We start from the raw sequence: 25554 nt of genomic DNA, 5'->3' as shown, positions 1-25554 counted from the left end.
CAACTCGACACGCTTTCGTCGAGTTGACACCCCTACTCACATGTGGCCCGCTCTTGGTGCGGCTCGTGATGGGACCCCACCGCCAACGCACCCAGCTACGCAACAGGCAGCCGCCCAAAGCAACAGGCGTGCCATCTACCCGCGCACGGCGCGGGCCCCCTGATCAGATTGCCGGGGTCTGGGGCAGAGCCCCAGGGAAAGCACGCAAGGCGACCAGGCCGCCCGCAAGGCGCCCCCCACAAGAGTCGCGCTCAGCAAAATCAGCCAAGCAAAGTGGCAGCGCTCGGATCGGTGATCAGCGCAACGAAAGTGTGCCGATCCCCCCACCGCCCAGAAACCCAAGCCAACGCCCGCCCAAGCCCTTCAGGCGTGTCAGCGGCATGGGCAACCCCATCAACCATCCACCACTCAACACGCTGCCCGTCGACCTGCAAATCGTCATGCACAACAACCACACCATCAGGCAGCGCAACCTCAAGCAGCTCGCAAGCCATCCGAACAGCCCCAAGATCCCGCCACTCGACAACCTCACCGACGTGATCGGGAGAACCCTCGAACTCCTCAGAAGCCAACGCCAGATCCAAAAGATCGGCAAGCTCCTCAGACCCGTCAGCAAGCAGAACCCGAGAAGCCGGAACAACCCCCAACAACCAGGGATGATCCAGCACCACGACATCCTCAGCCGCAACGACGGCCCCGGACAACACCCGAACCCGTTCAGGCGGCGAGAAATCCCCCTCAGGCAACCCCGCATAGGCCCGCAAAACCACAGCGTCAGCGACTACACGATCGGCATCCCCAAGCCGCTCCAGCACGAACTCGGCATCCTCGTCGTCGAGAATCTCCAACGAAGACCGAACCCCGGCAGCCCGCAAGACATGCTCAGGCAACCCGAAATCCGGCACAACGTCGAACAACCCGTCCAGCAACGAGGCACCAGCCAGCCGGTACGAGCGAGGCGCGGCTCCCCCGAGCGACGCGAAGCGAGCAATCCACCAGCCCGTGTACCCATCAGGCTCGGTCACCGCACGCCAAGTCACCGGATCAGAAGCCAGCAACCGCAACGCCGCGGGCCAGTCGACAACAAGATCCAGGTCCCGGACGCCCACCACCCGACGGGGCTCGTCGACCACGGACGACCACCACGCCGACTCGTCGGCAAGGTCGTGATCCGGCCCAGAAGGCTCGTCGTCGACCACCAACGAGAACCCGTCGACCACCCCGACCGCAACCAAGGCGGCACGCGGATAAGTCTCGACGATCTCCCTGGACAGCAACGGAAAAGCATCAGCCTCGACCACGCCCACAAGGGCAGAATCAGGCAGGAGCAACTCATCAGCCCGATGCCACTCACCATCGGCGTCCGGCAGAGCCAGCGCCCCCAGCCAGGGCTCCTCACCGGCCCGAACCCCGGCGAGATCCACCAGCCGCAACACGGTCTCGACCAGGTCCAGCCCGTCCAGCCCGGCCTCGGCGTCCTCCACCGACCGAGCCACGTTCTCACGCAACGCCGGATCGGCGAGCAACTCGGAAGCGCCGGCCTCGACAGCCCCCAGCCGCACCAGCAACGGATGCACTGCATCCGGATGCACGACCCGCAAGCCGGGCAAAGGCTCATCGGCGATCAGCGTCGTACGCGGCCCGGTAACCACACGCCCATCGGCCAACGGCACAGGCAAAGCCGCCAAGGCCTCACGAACGTCCGGATCAACCTCAGCCAACGGCGAGAAGGCGGCGTAAACGTCACGCCACCAGCCAGGATCACCGGAGACACCGGCCAGAGCCGCAACCACCTCAGCGGTGGTCACCCGCGGCACTTCCAGCGCCGCCAGAGCAGCCGCGTGCACCGGAGCCGACAACTCGGCGTCCAGCAACCCGGGCAACGCGTCCTCGACCAGGTCGACGAGCTCCTCGGACCCGACGTCCAGAACACGAGCGCGCGCAGGTTCGATCCACTCGCCGGAAGCCAGCGGCAGCCAGGCGGAAGCACGCAACGAGCGCAGCACGCCGGCCCGCAGCCGATCATCCACTTCGGACAAGGGGAAGCCCGGCAGCGGCACGAGCGCGGTCCGCTCGATGGCAGGAACGCGAGCAACAAGAGCCGGATAAGCAGCAGCAGCGGCGTCCAGCACCGACCACGCCGCAGGACCGGGCAGGATGCGACGACGCGAAGGCTCGACCGGCAGAGTCGCGATCAACCGGGCGGGCAACGACAACCGCTCGTCGGTCGGGGTCGGCGCGTGCAGCACGTCCTCACCCAGCGCGGCATCCAGCGGGTACGCCCACGACACGGTCCACTGAGGACGGTGCTCGACGCCCTGGACGAGCTCGGCGGGCAGCTCGCCGACGGTCCGCTCGACCAGCCAGCGCGCCGGGCCGACGGTGACCACGCCGTCGTCGGAGACGGAGCGTTCCCACGACTGGGAACCGATCTCGATCCGCCGCAACCCCGGCAGGGCGAGCAGCAGGTCAGGGACCTCGGCAGCGAGGTCGTCCAGCGACAGGTCGACCTTCAGCGGCAGCCGGACCTCGGTCGTGAACCCGTCCGGCACCTCCTCGACGACCGGCCAGACCAGACGCAGCACCGGCACGTCGCCACCACGCTCGGACGCGAGCTCCGGCACCTCGGCCTGGGTGCGCGCCAGCGAGAACTCGACGCCACCGGAAACAGACACCACGCGCGGTGCGTCCGACACGGTCAGCACGGCCGCGAAGCCGACACCGAACTGGCCGACGCCGGACTCCTTCGAGGAAGCCCGCAGAGAGGCCAGAGCAGCCACACCGGCAGCGGTCAGCGGGGCACCGGTGTTGGCGGCACGCAGCTCACCGTCGACCAGGGTGATCCGCAACACACCCGGCGAGGAACCGGCCGCGTCGGCCGCGTTCTGGGCCAGTTCGACGAGCAGCCGGTCCCGGTAGCCACCGAGGCGGAGGTCTTCTTCGGCGTTCGCGTCTTCACGGAAACGGGTGGGCGAACCACGCCATGCGGCGAGGACCGAGGTGCGCAGGGCCTCGGTGCCGAACGGATCGGTCACTCCGAATCTTCCAGAACGTCCAGCTGGGCGTCGTCGTAGACGAGGTCGGCCACGGGCACCATCGGGCTGATGTCGACCTCGACCTGGGAGTGCGCGCCGCAGCCGTACTCGACGTGCACGACGTGGCCGTCCGCGGGCGCGATCTCGTTCGCGCAGACGCCGAACGCCGCGCCGAACGCACCGGCCACGCGGGTGTAGAAGCCGCAGGTGCCGCAGTGCGCGGGGGCGCTTCGGGCCATGTCGGAACGCGGGCCGAAGTCCGAGGACGCCCAGCGGTCGGCAGCCTCCAGGCGGCCCTCGCGGGACAGGACGCGGGTGCGGCCGAGGCCGATCTCCAGCGCCACCTCCTCGATCGCGGGGTCGTCGGACTGCACGTAGGCCTCGACCAGGCGCGGGTCGTTCTCCCGGGGCGGCATGAGATCGCCGACCCCCAGGTCACCGGCGCGGACTCGTTCGCTCCACGGCACCCACTCGGGGGCGACCAGGGCGTCCTGGCCCGGCAGCAGCACGACCTCGCTGATCGAGACGGGGGAACCCTCGCCGGCGTAGGCGACGGTCACCGCCCAGCTCCAGCCGCGGTAGCCGGCGTGCTCGGCTTCGAAGAGGTGCGTGACGGAGTACTCGTCCTCTCCGTGCACCCCGACATGAGCGCCGACGCTCTCCGCACCCGCCTCTTCTTCTGCGGCGGCGCGGGCGAGATCAACGGCGTCGAGGAGCATCTCAGTCGCGGTCACGTCATGAATTGTGCCGCAGGACTTCGCCGGGACGAAAACTCGTGCCACCCTCCGTTGGGTGCGCTCACCCGTCTGGCTGGTCATCGTCGCGGTCTTGGCCGCCTGTTCGACGCCGCAAGAAGCAAAACCGCAGGTAGAAGTCCTGCAGAAGATTCCGCACGACGCAACGGCGTTCACCCAGGGGTTGGAACTCGTCGACGGCGTCCTCTACGAGGGCACCGGTCTGGAGGGCCAGTCGACGATGCGCGCGCTCGATCCGTCGAGCGGTGACGTCCAGAAGAAGGTCGACCTGCCGCCGGACTTCTTCGGCGAGGGCATCACGGTCGTCGGCGACACCATCTGGCAGATCACGTGGCAGAACGGCATCGCGATCGAACGCGACCGCAGGACGCTGAACGAGCTCCGCCGCGTCGAGTACCAGGGCGAGGGCTGGGGCATCTGCGACGACGGCGGGCGGCTCGTGATGAGCGACGGCACCGCCAAGCTGACCTTCCGCGACCCCAGGTCGTTCCAGGAGACCGGGAGCGTGCAGGTCACCCGCGGCGGCAAGCCGCTGACCCAGCTGAACGAGCTGGAGTGCGTCGGCGGCAAGGTCTGGTCGAACGTGTGGAAGACCGACGAGATCGTCCGCATCGACCCGGCCACCGGGCAGGTCACCAACACCTACGACCTCTCCTCGCTCAAGCCCGCCGGTGACGTGGACGTCCTCAACGGCATCGCGCACGTGCCCGGGACCAACGAGTTCCTGGTCACAGGCAAGAACTGGCCGACCATCTTCCGAGTGAGGTTCAACGGGATGGGGCAGGATTGACGGTGTGACCGGCGACCGCGGACGGAGTGACGGACCGACTCCGAAGCGCTACCCGTGGCAGGACGACGAGTACCAGCCACGGCAGCGTCGCGGAACACCGTCCGAGCACGGTTTCCAGCCACCACCGCGGCGTCCCCAGAACACCCGTCCGCTGCCCAACCAGGACCAGCAGACGACGCCGACGCCCAAGCCGCCGCGCAAGCTCACGGTCACGCGCGTCGCGTGGTTCCGCACCAAGCAGCTCTCGCAGCAGGCGGTCGCGGCGTTCCGGCGCGCGGCCCGCGCCGACGGTGCCGGGAAGTCCGGCATGACGTCGGTCACCTACGCGGTGATGATGAACTACGCCGCCGACGCCGCGATGGCCGTCGCGCTGGCGAACACGTTGTTCTTCAGCGCGGCCACCGCGGAGTCCAAGACCAAGGTCGCGCTCTACCTGCTGATCACGGTCGCGCCGTTCGCGGTGATCGCGCCGGTGATCGGCCCGTTGCTCGACAGGGTCCAGCGCGGCCGCAGGCTCGCCCTGGCGGCGTCCTGCGTGCTGCGCGTCGGGCTGGCCGTCGTGATGGCGCTGAACTTCGACAACTGGCTGCTGTACCCGGCGGCGCTGGGCAGCATGGTCCTGTCCAAGTCGTTCACCGTGCTCAAGTCCGCGATCACCCCGCGCGTGCTGCCGCCGGACATCACGCTGTCCAAGACCAACGCCCGCATGACGATCTTCGGCCTCGCGGCGGGCGGGGTGTTCGGCGCGCTCGCCGCGGGTTTCGCGAACGTGTTCGGCTCGCCGGGCGCGCTGTGGTTCACCGCCGCGCTCTGCCTGGTGAACGCGTGGCGGTGCATGAAGATCCCGTCGTGGGTCGAGGTGACCGAGGGCGAGGTCCCGGCGACGCTGACGGCCAAGCCCGCCAGGCAACCCATCTCCCGGCACGTCGCGGTCTCGTTGTGGGGCAACGGTTCCATCCGGATGCTGACGGGGTTCCTGACGCTGTTCGCGGCGTTCGTGGTCCGCGAGCAGACCGAGGGCGACGCGGTCCAGCAGCTGCTCCTGCTCGGTGTGATCGCCGGTGCGGCGGGCGTCGGCAGCTTCCTCGGCAACGCGATCGGCGCGCGCCAGCACTTCGGCAAGCCGGACGAGGTGGTCATCGCCTGCGTCGCGACGGCGCTGGCGGCCACCATCGTCGCCGCCGCGCTGCCGGGCCTGGTCACCGCCGCGATCGTCGGCCTGCTGGGCGCCACGGCGTCGTCGCTGGCCAAGATCAGCCTCGACGCGGTGATCCAGGACGACCTGCCGGAGGAGTCGCGCGCGTCCGCCTTCGGCCGCTCGGAGACGATCCTGCAGCTCGCGTGGGTCTTCGGCGGCGCGCTCGGCGTGCTGCTGCCCGCGAAGTTCTGGATCGGCTTCCTGGTGCTCGCCGTGCTGCTCGCATTGGGCCTCGCGCAGACCTGGATGTACCGCAACGGCACGTCGTTGCACAGGCTGGTCCGCAGGCCCTCGCCGGTGACCCCGTAGGCTGCCTGACGTGCGTCGACTTGCTTCTGTGATGGCTGCCAGTGTTCTCGTGCTGTCCGGCTGCTCCCTGCAGCAGCACGACCCGGAGGTCACGTTCTACGCGAACGGCAAGACCATCCGCATCGAGCCGACGATCTACTGCGACGTCGAAGGCGCCAACTGCGCCGAGAAGAACGCGCCCGGCACGTTGAAGGTGCCGGCGGGCAAGGTCGTGCAGATCTCGGTGGACGGCCAGCTCGCGAGCGGCCTCTGGGAGGTCGTGTGCGTGTACGAGAACGCCGCTCGCGTGCAGGAGGGCTGCACCTCGCCGCTGCTCGGCAAGGGCGACGACTACACGTACACGCTGGCCGTGCCGGACGACTCCGACCAGCTGCTGCGCATCGAGGTGCACGAGGCGGCCGGCGCGGTGCTGGAGACCGGCCAGCCGCTCATGCGCGGTTCGTGGGTCGTCGACGTCACCCGCTGATCACCGCCTGCCGAACGCTTCCCACCACTCGCTGGGAGCGATCCGCAGGGCTGACTCCATCAGCGCCTTGCCGGTGCCGGTGACCACCGACTCCCGCATGGTCTGGATGAAGCGCTCCATCTTGGAGACCCCGGCGGCCTGGTACTCCCTGGCCTGCAACAACAGTTCGAGCTTGTCCGCGTCACGTGAGCAGCGCGCCTCCGGCGTGTGGTCGAAGCCCTTGGCGGACTCGTGCTCGGCGACCAGTGCCTCGATGTGGGCGGCCAGCGGGGCGGGCAGGTGCTGGACCTGGTCCCGCGCCACGGCTTCGGGCGGCATCTTCGCGTCGAGGTAGAGCTTGCCGACGTAGGGGATGTCGCCGATGCGCGCCTCGGGCACGTCGTGGAACAGACCCAGGGTCGCCGCCCTGTCGGGGTTCGCGCCTTCCTGGACGGCGATCGCGTATGCCAGAACGCCCACCCGGAACGAGTGGGCGGCCACCGACTCGGGGTTCTGCACCCCGGCGAAGAGCCACCCCGCTCTGGGCAGGCGTTTGAGCTGGCCGACCTCGTAGACGAACTCGACGATCCTGTCAGCGTCAGACATGACGCTGATCCTTTTACGGATCGAGGTCCCGCGCCACCGCCCGGACGACCTCGGCGATGAGCTTCATGTTCTTCTTGTCGGACGGGTAGCGGCCGCGACGCAGGTCAGGCTGCACCTTGTTCTCGAGCAGCTTGATCATGTCGTCGATCAGGCCGTGCATCTCCTCCGCGGGACGGCGGCGGGCCTCCGCGACGGACGGCGCCGGGTCGACCAGGCGCACGGACAGCGCCTGCGGGCCGCGCCGGCCCTCGGCCATGCCGAACTCGATGCGCTGCCCGGCTTTTAGGCCTTCGACACCAGGGGGCAGGGCGGATTTGCGGACGTAGACGTCCTCGCCACCGTCCTGGGTGACGAATCCGAAGCCCTTCTCCGTGTCGTACCACTTGACCTTGCCGGTCGGCACCGCGCTCACCATTCCCAAGCTTGTCGCACAACGAACGCGCCCCGGGGCGTACCCAGGACGCGTCCCACCAGACTAGCCAGAAGACCTCGGGGAAGGCACCTCCGTTAGCGCACTATCCTGCTCTTATGACCGCTCCGAAGTTGATGCCGCTGGCCATCGGCCTGTTCGCCGTGGGCGTACTGGCGATCATCGTGGTCTTCGCGCTGTTCCTCGCCGGCCACAGCGACCTGCCCGTAGCGCTGAACGTCGCGGCCACCTACCTGCCCGCGATCGGCCTGGGCCTCGGGATCATCGCGGTGATCAGGAAAGCACGCCAGAAGAAGTCCTGAGCCACTCCGGGAACTCGCGCAGGTCCTCCAGGACGACCGCGGCGCCCGCCTCCGCGAGCTCCGCACGCGAGCACGGGCCCGTGACGACGCCGACGCCGAGTGCCCCGGCTGCCGCGGCTCCGCGCATGTCGCCGATGTGATCACCCACGTAGACGGCGGCGCCGTGCAGCTTGAGCGACTCGGACTTGCCCGTCGCCCACAGCTCGCCGTAGAGGTGGTCGACCTCCCAGCCCATCGCCTCGAGGTGCAGCGCGGCGTTCTTGCGGTACTTGCCGGTGACGACCATGGTGCTGCCGCCCAGTTCCCGCACGCACTGCAGGGCCATCGCCGCTCCGGGCAGCGCGACGGTCGACGGGATCACGACCTCCGGGTACAGCGCGCGGAAGAGCGAGACCAGGTCCGGGACCTCTTCCTCGGGCACGCCCATGTCGCGGTAGATCATGTCGAGGGGCGGGCCGAGGTTCGACGCGAACTTCTCGCCGTCGAGGGCGTACCCGGTGCGGGCGCCCACCTCGTTCATCACGGCGGCCATTCCCGGTCGCGGGTCGATGAGGGTCATGTCCAGGTCGAAACCCACGGTGAACGGCACAGAACCTCACTCTACGTCTTTACAAAAGCCATAACTGTGTAAAGCTGAGGTGGTGACCGACATCACCGGACTCTTGCTGGACTCGGCCGCCGACCTGTTGGCGGCCCGGGGCTTCCACGGCCTGCGCATGATCGAGGTCGCCGGCCTCGCCGGCGTGAGCAGGCAGACCGTCTACAACGAGTTCGGCAACAAGGAGGGGCTCGTCCAGGCCGTCGCGGTCCACAAGACGGAGGAGTACCTGACCGGGATCGCGTCCCGGCTCCAGGAGAACCCCGACCCGTGGGAGGCCATGCGCTCGGCGTTCCGCTTCACCTTCGAGCAGACCGAGAAGGACCGGCTGGTCTCGGCCGTGCTGACCGGGCAGAACGCCGAGGACCTGCTGCCGTTCATCACGATCCGCGGCCATCCGATCCTGTTCCACGCGACCGAGGTCGTCGAACAGCACCTCAGCAGGCACTTCCCCGGCCGCCACGTGCGGTTCACGGCGGAGACGACCGTGCGGCTCGCGCTGAGCCACCTGCTGATGCCGAGCGGCGACCTGGACGGCGCGATGGACGCCGTCGTCAGGGTCGCCAGAGCGACGATGGACGCATGATCGCCTGACCGCGGGCGCGACGCAGGGCTACCGGTCTACTTGACGCCGGCGTAGCTGACACCGAGCTGGCGCAGCGCCTCTTCAAGCGTGCGCATGACCTCCACGGTGTTCTGCCAGGTGACCCGCGGGCTTTCCGTGAGTCCCGCGGCGACGCACTCCTCGACCGCGCGGATCTGATGCTGGTAGCCCTCGTCCTCGATCGTGTGCTCGACGCCGTTGATCACGACGGCGGTCGGGTTGAACATCGGGTCGACGAGCTCGATGCGGCCCAGGGTGCCGACGATCTCCGCACGGGCTCCCGTGTTGGCGACGAGCGAGCAGCTGAGCAAAGCGTGGGCGCCGTTGTCGTAGGCCAGGAAGATGCCGGCGTCAGCGTCCACTTCGGTCGGTGCGAGACTGCCGTGCGCGTGGATGTGCGTTGGCACGCCCAGAATCTGATGGGCGAGCGCGACCGGGTAGACACCGAGGTCGAGCATCGCGCCACCACCGGCCTCCTTGGCCCACAGGCGATCGCCGTCGCTGAAGGCGTGCCGGAAGCCGAAGTCGGCGCGGATCATCCGGACCTCACCGATCTCACCGTCCCGCACGGCCTGCTCGGCCTTCTGGACCAACGGGTTGAACCGCGTCCACATGGCTTCCATCAGGAAGAGGTTCCTGGAACGTGCCCGTTCGACCATCTCCTCGGCGTCCGCGACCGTGAGCGCGAAGGCCTTCTCGCACAGCACGTGCTTGCCCGCGTCGAGAGCGGCGAGCACGACCTCGTGGTGCTGGCCGTGCGGCGTGGCGACGTAGACGACGTCGACGTCGGGATCGGCGAGCAGGTCGCGGTAGTCGCCGTACGCGCGCTCGATCCCGAACTTCTCGGCGAACTTCCGGGCCTTCGTGATGTCACGCGAGGACACCGCGAGCACCTTGGCGCCCGCCTTCAGCATGTCGGCGGTCACGGCATGCGCGATTCCACCTGTAGCGATCACACCCCACGTCATGGGTTGAGCTTAGATGGAGGCATGCGCCTCATCCTGAACGTGATCTGGCTGGTGCTCGCCGGTTTCTGGATGGCCGTCGGCTACGCGGTCGCCGGCATCATCTGCTGCATCCTGATCATCACGATTCCGTGGGGCATCGCGTCGTTCCGGATCGCGAACTACGCGCTCTGGCCGTTCGGGCGCGAGGTCGTGGACAAGCCGGGCGCGGGGACCGGATCGCTGCTGGGCAACGTCATCTGGATCATCGTCGCCGGTCTCTGGCTGGCCATCGGCCACATCGTCACCGGCATCGCGCTGTGCGTGACGATCATCGGCATCCCGCTCGGCGTCGCGAACTTCAAGCTGGTCAAGGTCTCGCTGGTGCCGCTGGGCAAGGAGATCGTCGAGGTTCCGTGAGGGTCTCCCGCGCCTCGTCGGGGGCGAGGCGCGGGAGACCACTCAGTGGCACGACCGTCAGACTTCGCTGTCCGACAGCTCGTGCGGGCACAGGATGTTGCCCTCGGTGTCGTGGAACCACGCCGCGCGCTCGGTGCCCATGACCGCGATGTGGTTCGTGGTCTTGAAGTCGGGCAGGTCGTAGTCGTCGAAGCGCACGCCCCTGCCTTCGAGCTCGCGGATCTCGCCCTCGAGGTCGGGCACTTCGAAGCTCAGCACCGTGTGCCCGGTCTGCGCACCCTTCTCCGCAGGCATCAGTCCCAGCCCGTCACCCCGGCCGAGCGCGAAGACCCGCGTGCCGTCGGGGTTCGTGGTGACGGGCTTCAGGCCGAGCATGTCCGCGTAGAAGCGGCCGGCACGTTCGGCGTCCTCGACGGGCAGCATCGTCGTGGTCCTGGTGGCGGTGAGCATGCGCGCCTCCTTCGACGGAATCCATCGATGCTGCGCCCGTCGCACCGCTCTGACAAGGGCTTTTTCGGTCACGCAGGGGTCACTGGGCGTGGCCGGTGCCGTCGTCGAGGCCGAGCAGTTGCACCGACCTGGCCCGCATCTCCACCTTGCGGATCTTGCCGGTGACCGTCATCGGGAACTCGTCCACCACGTGCACGTAGCGCGGGATCTTGTAGTGGGCGAGCTTGCCGGCGCAGAACTCCCGCACCGCCTCGGCGGTCAGCCCCGGAACCCCGTCGCGCAGGCGCACCCACGCCATCAGCTCCTCGCCGTACCTGGTGTCCGGCACGCCGATCACCTGGGCGTCGAGCACGTCCGGGTGCGTGTAGAGGAACTCCTCGATCTCGCGCGGGTAGATGTTCTCGCCGCCGCGGATGACCATGTCCTTGATGCGGCCGGTGATGTTCACGTAGTCGTCGTCGTCCATCACCGCGAGGTCGCCGGTGTGCATCCAGCCCGCCTGGTCCACGGCTTCGGCGGTCTTCTCCGGCTCGTTCCAGTAGCCGAGCATCACCGAGTAGCCGCGCGTGCACAGCTCCCCCGGCTCGCCGCGCGGCACCGTGCGGCCCGTGTCCGGGTCCACGATCTTGACCTCCAGGTGCGGGCCGACCCTGCCGACCGTCCCGACGCGACGGTCGAGGGAGTCGTCGGCGCGCGTCTGCGTCGACACCGGGGAGGTTTCGGTCATGCCGTAGCAGATGGAGACCTCGCGCATGCCCATGCGTTCGACGACCTGCTTCATCACCTCGACCGGGCACGGCGAGCCCGCCATGATGCCGGTGCGCAGGCTGCTCAGGTCGTAGCCGTCGGCCAGGTCGAGCATCGCGATGAACATCGTCGGCACGCCGTAGAGGCTCGTGCAGCGCTCTTCCTGAACGGCCGCAAGGGTTTTCGCCGGGTCGAACGCGGGCGCCGGGATCACGACGCACGCGCCGTGGCTGGTGGCGGCGAGGTTGCCCATGACCATGCCGAAGCAGTGGTAGAACGGCGGCACCACGCAGATGCGGTCGTGCTCGGTGTAGCTGAGCAGCTCGCCGACGAAGTAGCCGTTGTTGAGGATGTTGTGGTGCGAGAGCGTGGCGCCCTTGGGGAAGCCCGTGGTGCCGGACGTGTACTGGATGTTGATCGGGTCGTCGCGGTCCAGCTCGACGTCCGGGACCTCCTCGCCGGTCCACTGTGGATCGTCGACGTACACGACGTGGCGCAGCCCGGGACAGCGCGGCCGGACCTCTTCGATCATGGCCGCGTAGTCCGAGGTCTTGAACGACCGCGCGGACACCAGCGTGTGGACGCCCGCCTGGTTCAGCACGTACTCCAGCTCGTGCACCCGGTACGCCGGGTTGACGTTGACCAGGATCGCGCCGATCCGGGCCGTCGCGTACTGCACGAACACCCACTCGGCGCAGTTCGGCGCCCAGATCCCGACCCGGTCGCCCTTGCGGACGCCCAGCGCGTGCAGCCCGGCGGCGGCACGGGAGACCTCCTGCGCGAGCTCCGCGTACGTCCACCGTCGATCTGTCGCCTTGTCGACAAGTGCCTCACGGTCGCCGAAGCGCGCGACGGTCGCCGCGAGGTTCGCGGGGATCGTGTCGCCCAGCAGCGGGACGGTGGACGTGCCCGAGGAGTAGCTGGCGGTCATCCACCCGACGGTAGTCGGGCTCCGGCGTATGGCAAGGGCACGACCAGGCACGGACCGCCGCTGTAGAGGCCCGCGTCGATCGCCAGGACCTTGCCGCCGGCGTAGACGAGGGGCCCGTCGATCTGGTCCGGCGGCACCCCCAGCTGGTCGGCGATGACGCTGTGCCCGTGCACGATCGTGCTGCCGCCGAGGGTCGCGAGCAGCTCGTCCGCGATTTCGGGACCCTGCGGACCCCGGAACGCGTACCGGGTCGTCATCTTGCGCCAGCACTCCCACCAGTCGACGAGGTCGTCGCCCTTGAGCACGTGCCGGACGGCCTCGTTGACCTCTTCGATCGAGGACCCCCATTCGAGGTAGGCCGCCGTGTCGGAGTGCATCAGCAGGTGGTCGTCGCGCAGCTTCAGCACGGGCCTGCTCGTCAGCCACTCGACGTGCTCGTCGGTCAGCCGGTCCTGGTCGCTGCGCAGCCCGCCGTTGAGCAGCCAGCTGCGCGCGAACGACCGCGGCCCCATGCTGTCGGGCACCTGCTCGTCGCCGAACCGGTACATGCCGAGCAGCAGCACCTCGTGGTTGCCGATCAGCGAGCTGACCGCGCCACCGGCCTCCGCGGCCTCCTCGCCGAGGCGCATGACCAGGTCGATCACGCCCACGCCGTCGGGCCCGCGGTCCACGAAGTCGCCGAGGAACCACAGCTCGGCCTCGCCACCCGTCCAGTGACCGTCCTCGTCGCACAGCTCCGCGACGTGCAGGGCCCTGGTCAGTTCTGCGAGGTGCCCGTGCACGTCACCCACGACGTACATCGGGCGTCGATCCGTGTCCACCTCCGCGACGATAGGTGATGAACCCTCGCGCGTCAGTGGTCAGTCCAGTCGCCGAACGGGTCCGCAGAGTGACCGACGAGGTCCGCGATCGACTTCAGCACGCGCGTCGGCCGGTACGGGAACATCTCGGCGGACTCGGCGGTGAAGACCCCGGACAGCACGAGGATGGTCGACAGGCCCGCTTCCAGGCCCGACCGCACGTCGGTGTCCATGCGGTCGCCGATCATCAGCGCCTGCTCGGAGTGCGAGCCCAGGGTGCGCAGGGCCGAGCGCATCATCAACGGGTTCGGCTTGCCGACGTAATACGGCTCACGGCCGGTGGCGCGCTCGATCAGGGCCGCCACGGCGCCGGTCGCGGGCAGCGAGCCCTCGCGGGACGGGCCGGTCGCGTCGGGGTTGGTCGCGATGAACTTCGCGCCCTCCTCGACCAGGCGGATGGCCTTGGTGATCGCGGTGAAGCTGTACGTGCGGGTCTCGCCCAGCACCACGTAGTCCGGGTCGCGGTCGGTCAGCACGTAGCCGATCTCGTGCAGCGCCGTGGTGAGGCCGGCCTCGCCGATGACGAACGCGGAGCCGTTCGGGCGCTGCGAGTCGAGGAACTTCGCCGTGGCCAGCGCCGAGGTCCAGATGGACTTCTCCGGGATGTCCAGGCCGGTGCGCTGCAGGCGGGCGCGCAGGTCCCGTGGCGTGTAGATGGAGTTGTTCGTGAGCACGAGGAACGGGGTCTCCGACGCCCGCAGCTCCGCGACGAACTCGTCCGCTCCCGGGATCAGGTGCTCCTCGTGCACGAGGACGCCGTCCATGTCCATCAAGTAGTGCCACATGGACCTAAGTATCGATCACGCGCTTGCGAAACGTCTCGGTCTGGAGCTTGAGATAACGCTCGATCACGTGAAGTTCATCGTCGTCGAAGTGGCCGAGGACCTCGACCAGGCTGTCGCGGGCCTTCTCGAACGGCTCGCCGAACTTGTCCAGGTCCCCGACCGTGACCTCGACCAGGACCTTGCGGCGGTCGTGAGGATCTCGGACACGGCGGACGTATCCGGCACGCTCGAGGCGGTCGATCACGCCCGTGACGGCACCGGTGGAGAGACCCGACAGCTCGGCGATCCGGCCCGCGGTGAGCGGTCCCTCCGCCCGCATGGCGAGATCGAGGCACTTCTCGTCGGTCGCGGACAGGCCCATCTGCTCGGCGACGCGAGCGTGGAACATGACGGTGAGCGCGCTGTGCTCCCGCATGTACCAGGTGAACCTCTCCAGCACCTCAGGTTCCATGTTGAACATCTTAGCTGCTAAGACAATTCGTTGTCAGAGTGCTCCAAACGGGCGGAACGTGAGAAACCTCGTTTGTGGAGTCACCTACAAGGGGTTGTTCATTAAGCTAAATAAGGTGACAGCAGTGGAGTTGGGACTACCGGTCGTGCGCGGCACACCGGACGCGTCCGCACGCCCGGACACACCGCTGCTCGTCGACAGGTTCGGACGGGTGGCGAAGGACCTCCGGGTCTCGCTGACCGACCGGTGCAACCTGCGCTGCACCTACTGCATGCCCGCCGAGGGCCTCGACTGGTTGCAGAAGGACGAGCTGCTCACCGACGCCGAACTGATCCGGCTCATGCGCATCGCCGTGGTCGACCTGGGCGTCACGGACATCAGGTTCACCGGCGGCGAGCCGTTGCTGCGCCGGGGCCTGGAGCAGGTCATCGCCGCGACGGCCGAGCTCGAACCGCGTCCGCGCATGTCGATGACCTCGAACGGCATCGGCCTCTCGCGGCGCGCCCAGTCGCTGAAGGACGCCGGCCTGAACCGGATCAACGTCTCGCTCGACACCCTCGACCCCGACCGCTTCGCGACGCTGACCAGGCGCGACCGCATCACGGACGTGCTGGACGGTCTCGACGCCGCCCGCGAGGCCGGCCTGGAGCCGGTGAAGGTCAACTCCGTGCTGATGCGCGGCCTGAACGAGGACGAGGCCGTCCCGCTGCTGCGGTTCTGCGTCGAGAACGGCTACCAGCTGCGGTTCATCGAGCAGATGCCGCTCGATGCGCAGCACGGCTGGACGCGCACGAACATGGTCACGGCCGATGAGATCCTCACGAAGCTCTCGACCGCGTTCACGCTGACCCCGTCGGAGGTCCCGCGCGGCGGTGCGCCGGCCGAACGCTGGCTGGTCGACGGCGGCCCCTCGGTCGTCGGCGTGATCGCGTCGGTGACCAGGCCGTTCTGCGCCGCCTGCGACCGCACCCGGCTCACCTCGGACGGCCAGATCCGCAACTGCCTGTTCAGCCAGGGCGAGACCGACCTGCGCACGCTGCTGCGCGACGGCTCCCCCGACACCGCGATCGCCGACGCCTGGCGTGCCACGATGTGGGCCAAGGCGGCCGGCCACGGCATCAACGACGCGGGCTTCTCGCAGCCCGACCGCCCCATGAGCGCCATCGGAGGATGACAGTGACGGCCGTGAAGATCCGCTACTTCGCAGGTGCGCGGGCCGCGGCCGGGGTGGCCGACGAGGACCTGCAGCTCGACACCTCCGAGCCCACCGTGGCGCTCGTGGTCAGCACCATCGGCGAACGGCACGGCTCGAAGCTCGGCAAGGTCCTCGCCGCGTCGAGCTTCCTGCTGGACGGCGTGGCGGTGCGCGACACGTCGGTGCGCGTGCCCGCCGGTTCTCAGCTGGACGTGCTGCCGCCGTTCGCGGGCGGCTGAGCGGCCAGGAACGCCTCCGCACGCGCCACCACGGCGCCCTGCTCGCGCGCCTTCGCGAGTTCCAGCGCCTCCCGGCCCACGGCTGCGTCACCGGTCGCCTCTGCCAGCACGAGCAGCGCCTGGGACTCCAGCAGCAGGTCGCCGTTGGCTCGCACGTCCCGCAGCAGCTCCTCGGCGAGCGCGCGGTCGTGTCTCGCCAGGTTCAGCTGCGCCTTCCGCCGGCCCACCGGGTAGTTGATCCGGTCCGCCAGCTCGACCGCCGCGTCGAGGTCGCCCAGCACCACCAGCGCCTCGACCTCGACCCGGACGTCGTCGATCTCCCGCGCAGACGCGAGACACTGCGTCGCCAGCTCCCGGGCCCGCTCGGAGTCGCCGGTTTCCGCGGCGATGCCGGCCAGGTTGACCAGGACGTTCGGCTCGTCCAGCACCGACTGGAACTCCCGGTAGGTGACCAGCGCCCTCTGCAGATGCCGTCGCGCCTCCTCGAACTCGCCGAGCTCGCGGAAGGCGACGCCGAGGTTCTCGTGGGCGATGGCGACGTTGATCGGTGAGGCGTGCTCCTGCAGCAACAGCCTCGCCTCCTCGATGTACTCGATCGCCCGGCGCAGCTCCGCCCTCGCGCCGTGGATCGTGCCGAGGTTGAACAGCACCGTTCCGAGGAAAGCAGGTTCGCGAGGTCGCCTCCGCCGTAGTCGCAGCGCCTCCTCCATGACCGCCAGCGCACCCGTGAGATCACCGATCTCGCGCTTCACCAGGCCGATGTTGTTGAACAGCGAGGCTTTCATCCGATCCGACGTGGCCAGCTCGACAGCCGCGCCGTAAGCCTCGAGTGCCTTCTCGTACTCGCCTTGCAGCCAGTGCACCTGGCCGAGGCCGAGGAGCATCACCGCCTCGCACGTGGCGTCGGCTGCGGTGCGCGCGGACGTGAGACCTGCGGCCATCACGGTGTTCACCTCCTGCCGGTAGCCGCCCCTGTTGAGGTAGCCGCGCAAGGAGTCGGCCAGGTGGCTCGCGAACGGGTGAGGTGCGACCTGCACGGCCGCCACCAGCACCGCCCGGTTCGCTTCGAACCAGGCCTGCGCCTCGTCGACGGTCGCGAACGAGCGTCCGCCGACCTCGAGCTGCAACGGGTCCAGTCGTTCCATGTGCGGGGCGATGAGCAGAGCGGCCGCCCGCGCGGTGGCCAGGTAGAAGGACAGCAGCCGGTGCAGGGCGCGGGGTCCTTCGTCACCCACCTGTTCCGAGGCGAAGAGCCTGATCAGGTCGTGCATCCCGAACCGCTCTCCCGACTGCTGCACGAGACCGGCACGCGCCAGCGCCCCGAGCAGCCGCAGGCCGTCCTCAGTGGACAGGCCGGCCAGCGCGGCCACCGACCGCACGCCGAAGTCCGCGCCGGGATGCACGCTGAGGAGCCCGAACAGCCGGCGGGCGTCGTCCGGCAAGGCCTTGTACGACAACGCGAACGCGGCCCGCACCGCCGCGTCGCCCTCGATCTCCAGCGCGTCCAGCCTGCCGTCGCCGCGCAGGTCGGCGAGGTAGTCGGGCAGATGCCGGTCGGCGAGGTGCGCTCCCGCGATGCGCAGCGCCAGCGGCAGGTGCGCGCACAACCTGATCAGCTCGGCGCGGTCGTCCGGCGCACCGTCGATCTTCAACCGGTCGAGCAGCGCGCCGGCCTCGTCGTCGGCCAGCACGGTGAGCCTGGTTTGACCGGGAAGCTCGTTTCTGCTGGTCACGATGGCCTTGCAGCCTTCGGCGTCCGGCACGAGCGGGCTCAGCCCGGTGGCGTTGTCGAGCAGTACCAGGACGCGGCGGCCGCTCAGCTTGGACCGGTAGAGCTCGATCTGCTCGTCGCGGTCGAGCGGGACGTTCGCGGGCGGCACGCCGAGCGCGCGCAGGAACCGGCCGAGCGCCTGCTCGACGGTGACCGCCGGTCCGGTCGCGAAGCCGCGCAGGTCGACGTGCAGCTGGCCATCGGGGAACCGGTCGCGGATGCGGTGCGCGAGCCGGACCGCGAGCGCGGTCTTGCCGACACCGGGGGGGCCGGTGATCGCGAGCACCGGGGCGTCCGAAGAGGACAGTGCGGCGAGCTCCTCCTCGCGGCCGACGAAGTCCGGGAGGTCCGCGGGCAGCTGGGCGGGGCCCGGCCTGCGCACGACGAGCCGGTAGCCGGACGCGTCGGTGACGATCTCGTCCTCGACGGACTGCCGCAGCCTGCGCACGAGGCTGCGCAGCGCGGGCAGCGGTCCCGCCGGTGGCTCGTCGCCCCAGACCGCGCGGACGAGATCGCCGAACAGCACCGGCTGGCCGGCCTTCTCGAGCAAGGCGCGGTGCAACGCCTCCAGACGTGACTCCTTGGTCATCGCGACATCATCGGGCTGTCGCCACCTCGCGCAGGTCGCGGTCCCAGAGATGGCATTCGGTCTCCTCGGCGAGCTGCTGAGCCTCCTGCGCCGTCTTGTCCGCCGCGTCGTGGTCGCCGAGTGAGCGCTGGATGGCCGCCGTGATGATGAGGACGCGCACGAGACGCACGCGCAGTTCGCCGGCCTCCGCGCGCTCCCTGGCCCGCAGGGCGAGCTTCAACGCCTCTTCGAGGTCGCCTGCCGCGTGGTGGTCGGCGGCGAGCCCGGCCAGGTTCTCCGCCTCACCGCGCAGATAGCCGTTCTTTACGCTGAGCGCGAGCCCTTCGCCGTGCGCGGCGAACGCCTTGTCCAGCTCTCCGAGTGCGCGGTGCGCGTCACCGATGCTGTCGAGGAGGTCGGCCTCCTCGATCTGGTTGTTCGCGTCCTGCACGATCTTCAACGCCTTGAGCCAGGACTCCAGCGCCTCCCCCGGCCGACCCTGGGCCAGGACGGCCGTGGCACCCAGGGCGACGCCGCCCAGCGGGTGCGCCAGCTCGGGTGGCAGCCCGCGCCGCACCTCGCCGGCCTCGGCGATCACCTGCGTGACGAGGTCGAACTTCCCGTGGTACTCGAGCACCTCGCTGAGCGCGTCCAGCGCGTACAGCCGCACGTGCGGCAGGTTCTGCTTCTCGGAGAGCTCGATCGCGTGCCTGACGTTGGCCAGCGACTCGGACAGCGGCCCCAGATCGAGGTAGGCGCCGCCGAGGTTGAACGCCACGGCCGTGTTCTCCGGCTGCAGCTCACGGGCGGCGGTGAACACCTCGACCGCGTCGCTCAGCCGTCCGAGCCGCTGGTAGGCGAGGCCGCTGTTGATCAGCAACGACACCAGCATCCGGTCGTCGGGGTGCTGCCGCAGCAGCTCGCGGGCGCGGGTGAACTCCTCGATCGCGTCGGTCAGCCCGCTGACGGAGAAGTGCGCGAGGCCGAGGCTGCCGTGCATCACCGCCTGCGCCAGGACGTCGCCCGCCTCGACCGCGGCAGCGAGCCCGGCCCTGGCCGCCACGAACCAGTCGACGCGGTAGGACTGGAAGTAGAAGTAGGCGCGGAGCATGTCCGCGAGCAGCCACGCCGCCGGTGCCGCGCCCGCGTGCGGAATGGCGGCGACGATGTTGCCGCGCTCGGAGTCGAACCACGCGATCGCGTCGGCCTGGGTCTCGAACTCGTGCCGCGGTGGGTCGCCGGGGACCTGCGGGACCGGCATCCGCGCGAAGTCCGGGTTGGCCTTCCGCGCCGCCGCCTCCGCGTTGAAGAGGTAGTAGTCGACGAGCCTCGTCCTGGCGCCCGATTCCTCGCCCAGGCGCAACGCGTACATGCGGAGGAGGTCGTGCAGGCTGTACCTGTCGCCGTCGTGCTGCACGAGGTTCGCGTCCACGAGCTGCCGCAGCGGTTCGCCGGCGTCGCCGTCGCCGAGGAGCGCGGTGGCCGCCCCGACGCTGAAGTCCTGGCCGGGGATCAGCCCGAGCAGCCGGAACAACCGTTGCGCCACAACGGGTTGCGCTCGGTACGACAGGTCGAACGTGGCGTTGACGGCCGCGTCGCCCTCGATCTCCAGCGCGTCCAGCCGGTCGTCGCCGCGCAGGTCCGCGAGGTAGTCGGAGAGGTGACCCGACGCCACGTTCGCGGCGGCGATGCGCAACGCCAGCGGCAGGTGGGCGCAGAGCCGGACCAGCTCGGCCCTGTCGTCGGAGCTGCCGGAGATCCGCATCCTGGTGAGGAGCTCCTGGGCCTCGTCCTCCTCGAACACGGCAAGCCGGACCTGCTCGTGCTCGGACAGGTCCGTGCGGCTCGTGACGATCACCCGGCACCTCGGGCCGTGCGGCAGCAACGGGCCGAGCAGCTCGCGCGTGGCGTTGTCGATCACGACGAGCACCGCGCGGTCCGCTGTCATCTTGCGGAACAGCGCGGACTGCGCCTCGACCTCGACGGGGATGTCCTCGGCACCGAGCGCGCGCAGGAACCGGTGCAGCGCCTGGTTCGGGGTGAGCGCGGCCCCTTCGGCGAACGCGCGGAGGTTCACGTGGAGCTGGCCGTCCGGGAAGCGCTCGCTCAGCCGGTGCGCGACGTGGATCGCGAGCGAGGTCTTGCCGACCCCCGGCGGCCCGGTGATGGCGAGGACCGGCGCCTCGCTCGCCAGCGCCCGCGCGATCTCCTCCTCGCGGCCCACGAAGTCCGGGAGGTCGGCGGGCACGTGCCGCGGCCCCGGCTTGCGCACGACCAGCCGGTAGCCGGAGGGCTCGGTGATGACCTGCTCGGTGGCGCGCAGCCGTTGCACGAGGTTGCGCAGGGCCTGCTTGGGGTTCGCCGGGCGGTCGGCGGGCCAGACGGCCGCGATCAGGTCGTCGAACGACACGGGCCGGCCGGGTGCGGCGGCCAGCGCCTGGCGGAGCGCCTCGATCCTCATACCCCTGATCTTGACGAGTGGATCTCCATCAGTCGACCGGACGGCGCCTGCGAAGGCGTCCCCGATGGCTCGACACACGTGAGCCACGCCTCACTTTGCGTAATAGATCTCGGCGGATCTCAGAATGGAAACAGACCGGTAACGACGCCTTTGAGCTGCGGTTTTGCGGTCTCTCCACGGCAAACCAAACCGTTACCGTGATGCGCATCACAGCTCGAAACATTTGGAGAGGGGCTCGACGGTTACGTACGGTCGCTCCTCGGCTGGCCCGAACCAGCCAGAGCACCATCCGGAGGACCGCACACCGAACCCAGTCCAAGGGTTCTCCGGCACATACCCCGAGCGAGAGAAACCGCCGGACTGGGACGCAGGAACGCACCGGGCCCCGAACCCGAGTTCCTGGACGCAGGTGAGGTGGACCGAGAGGCACATGGCTTTCAACCGAGGCAACAAGGGCAAGCAGAGTTCCGCCGCTCGCACTATCGCCAAGGTCGCGGCTGTCGGCATCATCGCCGGCGCCCCTCTGGGCCTGGCCGTTGGCACCGCCAACGCCGCCCCTGTGAACTGGGACGCCCTCGCGCAGTGCGAGGCAAGTGGTAACTGGGGCGCCAACACGGGCAACGGCTACTACGGCGGCCTGCAGTTCACCCAGCAGACGTGGAACGCCTTCGGCGGCCAGGGCAACCCGGCCAACGCCTCTCGCGAGCAGCAGATCGCTGTCGCCGAGCGCGTCGCCGCCGGCCAGGGCGTGAACAACGCCTGGCCTGCCTGCAGCCGCAAGCTGGGCGTCAACTCGGCTCCGGCCGCCAGGACCGCCCCGGCCCCGCAGCAGCAACAGCGCAAGGCCCAGCCGCAGCAGCGCCAGGCCGCCGCCCCGGTGCAGCAGGCCCCGGTCGTCGCGCTCGAGGGCTCGAAGACGAACCCGAGCGGCAACTACGAGATCAAGGCAGGCGACACCCTGTCGAAGATCGCGGACGCCAACAAGGTCGCCGGCGGCTACCAGGCCATCGTGGAGAAGAACAAGGGCTTCATCACGAACCCGGACCTGATCTTCCCGGGCCACAAGATCCTGATCTGAGCCGATCCAGGCTCGGTCCGATCTGATCGGCCGCACGATCGCCGGCCCGTTCAAGTGGGCTGACACAGGACCAGGGATCTCACCGTTACCCCCCGACGGTGAGGTCCCTGCCTGCATTTCCGGTGGGTCCGCAGCGCGCCAGAGGAGCAGGGCGGCAGGCGGCCAGCTAGGCGTAGTGTCGAAGTCGAGGCAACCTCTTCGCTGGAACCGGCGCCAGCGATCGCAAGGCGACCCCTCCGCTGGAACAGGAACCAGCCACCGCAACCAGACCCGCGCGGTGCCACCAGGCACCCGCCAACCCCAGGCGACCACGTACGAGTCCTGGCGTGGCGATGCGAAGCGAGCCGTCCGAACCTGGAGCCGCCGGGTAGCGGTGCACCCCGCTCACGGCGATTGGGGCTTTACCTTGAGGGGGCGGGATGCTCCCCTCGCGGGCACGGCCGGGCGCTTTTCAGCCCGGCCCTCTTCCGGCCGTCAAGCATCCCGCCAGAGGCTCGAGGTCAAGCCCCAATCGCAACCCCGCTCTTCGTCACGACCTGCGCGCGCACCCTCGCAAGGCGACGGAACCCAGGAACGCGACCCACCTCGCTGGAACAGGAACGGGCCAACGCAAGCCGACCCGCGAGCCCGACCACCCACCCTCAGGGGCAGTTGACCCACTCGTCCTCGCCGCCGGGAAAAACCTGCCTCTTCCACACCGGCAACCGAGCCTTGACCTCGTCGACGAGGTCAGCACAAAGGGAAAACGCTTCCCCCCGATGCTCGGCGGCCACCGCACAGGCCAAAGCCACATCACCGATCTTCAACGGCCCAACCCGGTGCGAAACAGCGATCCCGTGCACCCCGGGGTACTTCGAGGCCAGCGACTCGACGACCTCAGCCACCACGTCCGAAGCGGACGGGTGCGAGTGGTACTCCAACTCCAGCACCGTCCGCCCGCCGTCGTGATCCCGCACCACGCCGGAAAAGGTGACCACGGCACCGGCCCGGTCAGACCCGACCAGAGCCGCGTGCTCCTCCACCGACAACGGTTCCTCGGTCACCACGGCCCGCAGCACCACGCTCATTCGTGGTCACCTCCACGCAGTTGGTCGAGAGCATGCTCGACGACCGAGGCGAGCACGTCCAGCCCGTCCCGCACCCCGCCGGTCGATCCGGGCAGGTTCACGATCAACGTCCGCCCGGTGACCCCGGCGACGCCGCGCGACAGCACGGAGCCGGGCACCCGCGGCCAGCCCGACATCCGGATGACGTCGGCCAGGCCGGGCACCTCGTAGTCCAGCACCGCGCGAGTCGCCTCGGGCGTCCGGTCGGTCGGGTTGATCCCGGTACCACCGGTGGTCAGCACCAGATCGGCTCCGGCGGCCACCGCGGCCGTCAGCGCCTCGCGCACCGGATCGCCGTCCGGCACCACCACCGGCGAGGAGACCGAGAACCCGCGCGCTTCAAGCCATTCGACGATCAGCGGTCCGCTGCGATCGGCGTAGACACCGGCTGCGGCGCGGTTGGACGCGGTGATCACCACCGCCTTCACGGGCGTTCCCACAGGCCGGACTTGCCGCCTTCCTTGCGCTCCACCCGCACCGCGTCCAGGGACGCGGCGGGATCGACCGACTTCACCATGTCGTGCAGCGTCAGGCCCGCCACGGAGACCGCGGTCAGGGCTTCCATCTCCACGCCCGTGCGGTCGGTGGTGCGGACGGTGGCGGTGATCAGCACGGCCGACGGGGCCAGCGCCAGGTCCACCGCCACCGACGACAACGCGATCGGGTGGCACAGCGGCACGAGTTCCCAGGTGCGCTTCGCGGCCATGATGCCCGCGATCCGGGCCGTCGCCAGGGCGTCGCCCTTGGGCAGGCCGTCGGAGCCCAGCAACTCAACCACTTCGGCGGTCGTGTGCAGGATTCCGGTCGCCACGGCGGTCCGGGTGGTCTGCTCCTTGCCGGAGACGTCGACCATCCGGGCCGCGCCTTGGGAGTCCAGGTGGGTGAACTGCTTGGTCATACGGCGATCGTATGCCCGACTCGCGCCAACGGCCTGTGCCGAAATCCCTTGCGGAACTCCTACGAAGTCGCTGCCTTGCGCACCGCGTCGGCCACGGCCGGAGCAACGGTGTTGTCGAAGACCGACGGCACGATGAACGACGCGTTGAGGCGGTCGCCGTCGACCACGTCGGCGATGGCCTGCGCGGCGGCCAGCAGCATCGCGTCCGTGATGGTGCGGGCGTGCGCGTCCAGCAGGCCGCGGAAGACGCCGGGGAACGCCAGCACGTTGTTGATCTGGTTCGGGAAGTCCGAACGGCCGGTCGCGACGACGGCGGCGTGCTGCTGGGCCTCCATCGGGTCGATCTCCGGGTCCGGGTTGGCCAGCGCGAACACGATGGCGTCCTTCGCCATGGTCGCGACCTGGTCCGCGCCGAACAGGTTCGGAGCGGAGACACCGATGAACACGTCCGAGCCGACCAGCGCGTCGTGCAGGCGACCGGACTGGTTGTCCTTGTTCGTGGACGCGGCGATGGACTTCAGGTTCGAGTCCAGGCCGGGGCGGTCGCGGTGCACGATGCCGTCGACGTCCACGGCGATGATGTCGCCCGGCGTCTGGGCCTGCAGCAGGCGGATGATCGCGGAACCCGCGGCACCGACGCCGCAGACCGTGATGCGGCAGTCCTTGATGTCCTTGTTCACGACGCGCAGGGCGTTGCGCAGGGCGGCGACGACGACGATCGCGGTGCCGTGCTGGTCGTCGTGGAACACCGGGATGTCGAGCTTCTCGCGCAGGCGGGCCTCGATCTCGAAGCAGCGCGGCGCGGAGATGTCCTCGAGGTTGATGCCGCCGTACACGGGAGCGATGAGCTCGACCGCGCGGATGATCTCCTCGGTGTCCTGGGTGTCCAGGCAGACCGGCCAGGCGTCGACGCCGGCGAACTTCTTGAACAGCGCGGCCTTGCCCTCCATCACCGGCAGGGCGGCGGCAGGGCCGAGGTTGCCGAGACCGAGCACGGCCGAACCGTCGGTGACGACGGCGACGGTGTTGCGCTTGATGGTCAGGCGACGCGCGTCGTCCGGGTTCTTGGCGATGGCTTCACACACGCGGGCGACACCCGGCGTGTACGCGCGGGAGAGGTCGTCACGGTTGCGCAGCGGCACCTTGGACGCGATCTCGATCTTGCCGCCGAGGTGCACGAGGAACGTGCGGTCCGACACCTTGCGGACGACGATGCCGGGCAGCGTCTCCAGCGTGTCGGTGATGTCCTTGGCGTGGTTCGCGGACAGCGCGTTGCACGTGAGGTCGATGACGACGCGGTCGTTGTGCGACTCCACGACGTCGAACGCCGTGATCACACCACCGGCGCGGCCGACGGCCGAGGTGAGGTCACCCGCGGCGCTCGCTGACGGCGGCGCCTCCAGACGAACGGTGATCGAGTAACCAGGGCCGGGGACCGGCATCGTCGTCCTCCCACGAAGTACAGCTCAAGCGGGAAACGAGCCTATCCCCGGCCCCTTTGCGGTACTCACCCGACTCGACGAGTCTTAAGCCGCCTCTGACAAACGCACGCGGGGACCTTTCGTACCGCATGAGAGT

At 69.3% G+C, this 25554-nt stretch carries 24 protein-coding genes and 1 pseudogene; 9 read left to right on the top strand and 16 right to left on the bottom strand.

The annotated features are described in order from the left end of the window. Positions 1-260: 260 nt before the first annotated feature. Positions 261-3035, bottom strand: coding sequence for a hypothetical protein (locus tag AB0M48_RS24300; RefSeq protein WP_363845963.1), 2775 nt, complete (start codon positions 3033-3035; stop codon positions 261-263). Continuing rightward, positions 3032-3769 (bottom strand): DUF3027 domain-containing protein, encoded by a 738-nt coding sequence (locus AB0M48_RS24295; protein ID WP_363845961.1) that lies wholly within the window; start codon positions 3767-3769, stop codon positions 3032-3034. Before AB0M48_RS24295 ends, AB0M48_RS24300 begins: the two co-directional genes overlap by 4 nt. 94 nt (positions 3770-3863) lie before the next feature. Here AB0M48_RS24295 and AB0M48_RS24290 point away from each other — a divergent pair, with 94 nt between their 5' ends. The 3 genes from AB0M48_RS24290 to AB0M48_RS24280 are packed head-to-tail and all read left to right on the top strand — an operon-like array spanning position 3864 to position 6553. Next, entirely contained in the window at positions 3864-4580 is a 717-nt protein-coding gene (locus AB0M48_RS24290) for a glutaminyl-peptide cyclotransferase (RefSeq protein WP_363846004.1), read from the top strand. Positions 4581-4584: 4 nt separating this feature from the next. Next, positions 4585-6087, top strand: coding sequence for an MFS transporter (locus AB0M48_RS24285; protein WP_363845959.1), 1503 nt, complete (start codon positions 4585-4587; stop codon positions 6085-6087). Between the two features lie 31 nt (positions 6088-6118). After that, positions 6119-6553 (top strand): DUF2771 family protein, encoded by a 435-nt coding sequence (locus AB0M48_RS24280; protein WP_319985143.1) that lies wholly within the window; start codon positions 6119-6121, stop codon positions 6551-6553. Here the strand turns inward: AB0M48_RS24280 and AB0M48_RS24275 are convergent, their stop codons facing one another. Together AB0M48_RS24275 and AB0M48_RS24270 are read right to left on the bottom strand one after the other, a co-directional pair. Next, positions 6554-7138: an HD family hydrolase gene (locus AB0M48_RS24275; RefSeq protein WP_363845957.1), complete on the bottom strand. Its 585-nt coding sequence runs from the start codon at positions 7136-7138 to the stop codon at positions 6554-6556. A 13-nt stretch (positions 7139-7151) separates the two neighbouring features. Beyond that, positions 7152-7541, bottom strand: a complete 390-nt coding sequence (locus AB0M48_RS24270; RefSeq protein WP_266042053.1) for a cold-shock protein — start codon at positions 7539-7541, stop codon at positions 7152-7154. Positions 7542-7666: 125 nt separating this feature from the next. Here AB0M48_RS24270 and AB0M48_RS24265 point away from each other — a divergent pair, with 125 nt between their 5' ends. Further along, complete coding sequence (locus tag AB0M48_RS24265; RefSeq protein ID WP_319985145.1) at positions 7667-7870, top strand: hypothetical protein; 204 nt, start codon at positions 7667-7669, stop codon at positions 7868-7870. Here the strand turns inward: AB0M48_RS24265 and AB0M48_RS24260 are convergent. Further along, positions 7842-8459 carry an HAD hydrolase-like protein gene (locus AB0M48_RS24260; protein ID WP_363845955.1) on the bottom strand — a complete coding sequence of 206 codons (618 nt, stop codon included), beginning with the start codon at positions 8457-8459 and terminating at the stop codon, positions 7842-7844. The genes AB0M48_RS24265 and AB0M48_RS24260 overlap by 29 nt on opposite strands. 52 nt (positions 8460-8511) lie before the next feature. Between AB0M48_RS24260 and AB0M48_RS24255 the strand changes: the two genes are divergently transcribed. After that, the gene (locus tag AB0M48_RS24255) at positions 8512-9054 is read left to right on the top strand and encodes a TetR family transcriptional regulator (protein ID WP_363845953.1); all 543 of its coding nucleotides are present in this window, start codon (positions 8512-8514) and stop codon (positions 9052-9054) included. Positions 9055-9089: 35 nt separating this feature from the next. On the opposite strand, the gene AB0M48_RS24250 is transcribed toward AB0M48_RS24255, so the two are convergent. After that, positions 9090-10040: a Gfo/Idh/MocA family oxidoreductase gene (locus AB0M48_RS24250; RefSeq protein WP_363845951.1), complete on the bottom strand. Its 951-nt coding sequence runs from the start codon at positions 10038-10040 to the stop codon at positions 9090-9092. A gap of 21 nt (positions 10041-10061) precedes the next feature. On the opposite strand from AB0M48_RS24250, the gene AB0M48_RS24245 reads away from it, so the two are divergent. Continuing rightward, positions 10062-10436: a YccF domain-containing protein gene (locus tag AB0M48_RS24245; protein ID WP_363845949.1), complete on the top strand. Its 375-nt coding sequence runs from the start codon at positions 10062-10064 to the stop codon at positions 10434-10436. Positions 10437-10493: 57 nt separating this feature from the next. Here the strand turns inward: AB0M48_RS24245 and AB0M48_RS24240 are convergent, their stop codons facing one another. From AB0M48_RS24240 to AB0M48_RS24220, 5 genes are all read right to left on the bottom strand, one after another. Continuing rightward, a complete protein-coding gene (locus AB0M48_RS24240) occupies positions 10494-10886 on the bottom strand; it encodes a VOC family protein (RefSeq protein WP_363845947.1) in 393 nt (130 codons plus the stop codon). Positions 10887-10965: 79 nt separating this feature from the next. Next, entirely contained in the window at positions 10966-12564 is a 1599-nt protein-coding gene (locus AB0M48_RS24235) for an AMP-binding protein (RefSeq protein ID WP_363845945.1), read from the bottom strand. Continuing rightward, on the bottom strand, positions 12561-13364 hold the full coding sequence (locus tag AB0M48_RS24230) for a metallophosphoesterase family protein (RefSeq protein ID WP_363846001.1): 804 nt from the start codon (positions 13362-13364) through the stop codon (positions 12561-12563). The genes AB0M48_RS24235 and AB0M48_RS24230 overlap by 4 nt, the downstream gene beginning before the upstream one ends. A gap of 53 nt (positions 13365-13417) precedes the next feature. Continuing rightward, positions 13418-14209 (bottom strand): HAD-IIA family hydrolase, encoded by a 792-nt coding sequence (locus tag AB0M48_RS24225; protein ID WP_245983024.1) that lies wholly within the window; start codon positions 14207-14209, stop codon positions 13418-13420. Positions 14210-14213: 4 nt separating this feature from the next. Continuing rightward, on the bottom strand, positions 14214-14660 hold the full coding sequence (locus AB0M48_RS24220) for a MarR family transcriptional regulator (protein ID WP_363845943.1): 447 nt from the start codon (positions 14658-14660) through the stop codon (positions 14214-14216). Positions 14661-14805: 145 nt separating this feature from the next. Here AB0M48_RS24220 and moaA point away from each other — a divergent pair, with 145 nt between their 5' ends. Then, on the top strand, positions 14806-15834 hold the full coding sequence (gene moaA / locus AB0M48_RS24215; protein WP_363845999.1) for a GTP 3',8-cyclase MoaA: 1029 nt from the start codon (positions 14806-14808) through the stop codon (positions 15832-15834). Next, positions 15831-16094, top strand: a complete 264-nt coding sequence (locus AB0M48_RS24210) for a MoaD/ThiS family protein (protein WP_319985155.1) — start codon at positions 15831-15833, stop codon at positions 16092-16094. The genes moaA and AB0M48_RS24210 overlap by 4 nt, the downstream gene beginning before the upstream one ends. Here the strand turns inward: AB0M48_RS24210 and AB0M48_RS24205 are convergent. Together AB0M48_RS24205 and AB0M48_RS24200 are read right to left on the bottom strand one after the other, a co-directional pair. Further along, complete coding sequence (locus tag AB0M48_RS24205) at positions 16058-18454, bottom strand: tetratricopeptide repeat protein (protein WP_363845940.1); 2397 nt, start codon at positions 18452-18454, stop codon at positions 16058-16060. The two genes, AB0M48_RS24210 and AB0M48_RS24205, sit on opposite strands and share 37 nt — an antisense overlap. A gap of 7 nt (positions 18455-18461) precedes the next feature. Continuing rightward, entirely contained in the window at positions 18462-20894 is a 2433-nt protein-coding gene (locus AB0M48_RS24200; RefSeq protein ID WP_363845938.1) for an NB-ARC domain-containing protein, read from the bottom strand. A 430-nt stretch (positions 20895-21324) separates the two neighbouring features. Here AB0M48_RS24200 and AB0M48_RS24195 point away from each other — a divergent pair, with 430 nt between their 5' ends. Next, positions 21325-21972 (top strand): transglycosylase family protein, encoded by a 648-nt coding sequence (locus AB0M48_RS24195; RefSeq protein ID WP_363845936.1) that lies wholly within the window; start codon positions 21325-21327, stop codon positions 21970-21972. Positions 21973-22613: 641 nt separating this feature from the next. On the opposite strand, the pseudogene AB0M48_RS24190 reads toward AB0M48_RS24195, so the two are convergent. The 3 genes and pseudogenes from AB0M48_RS24190 to AB0M48_RS24180 all read right to left on the bottom strand — a co-directional run bounded on the left by AB0M48_RS24190 (position 22614) and on the right by AB0M48_RS24180 (position 25418). Beyond that, positions 22614-23506: pseudogene (locus AB0M48_RS24190) on the bottom strand (molybdenum cofactor biosynthesis protein MoaE). After that, positions 23503-23976: a cyclic pyranopterin monophosphate synthase MoaC gene (moaC, locus tag AB0M48_RS24185; RefSeq protein ID WP_363845934.1), complete on the bottom strand. Its 474-nt coding sequence runs from the start codon at positions 23974-23976 to the stop codon at positions 23503-23505. Before moaC ends, AB0M48_RS24190 begins: the two are co-directional and overlap by 4 nt. A gap of 59 nt (positions 23977-24035) precedes the next feature. Further along, a complete protein-coding gene (locus AB0M48_RS24180; protein ID WP_363845932.1) occupies positions 24036-25418 on the bottom strand; it encodes an NAD-dependent malic enzyme in 1383 nt (460 codons plus the stop codon). Positions 25419-25554 lie beyond the last annotated feature (136 nt).

Source organism: Lentzea sp. NPDC051208 (assembly GCF_040682435.1).
Taxonomy (GTDB): domain Bacteria; phylum Actinomycetota; class Actinomycetes; order Mycobacteriales; family Pseudonocardiaceae; genus Lentzea; species Lentzea kristufekii.
This window is presented reverse-complemented; position numbering and strand designations above follow the sequence as displayed.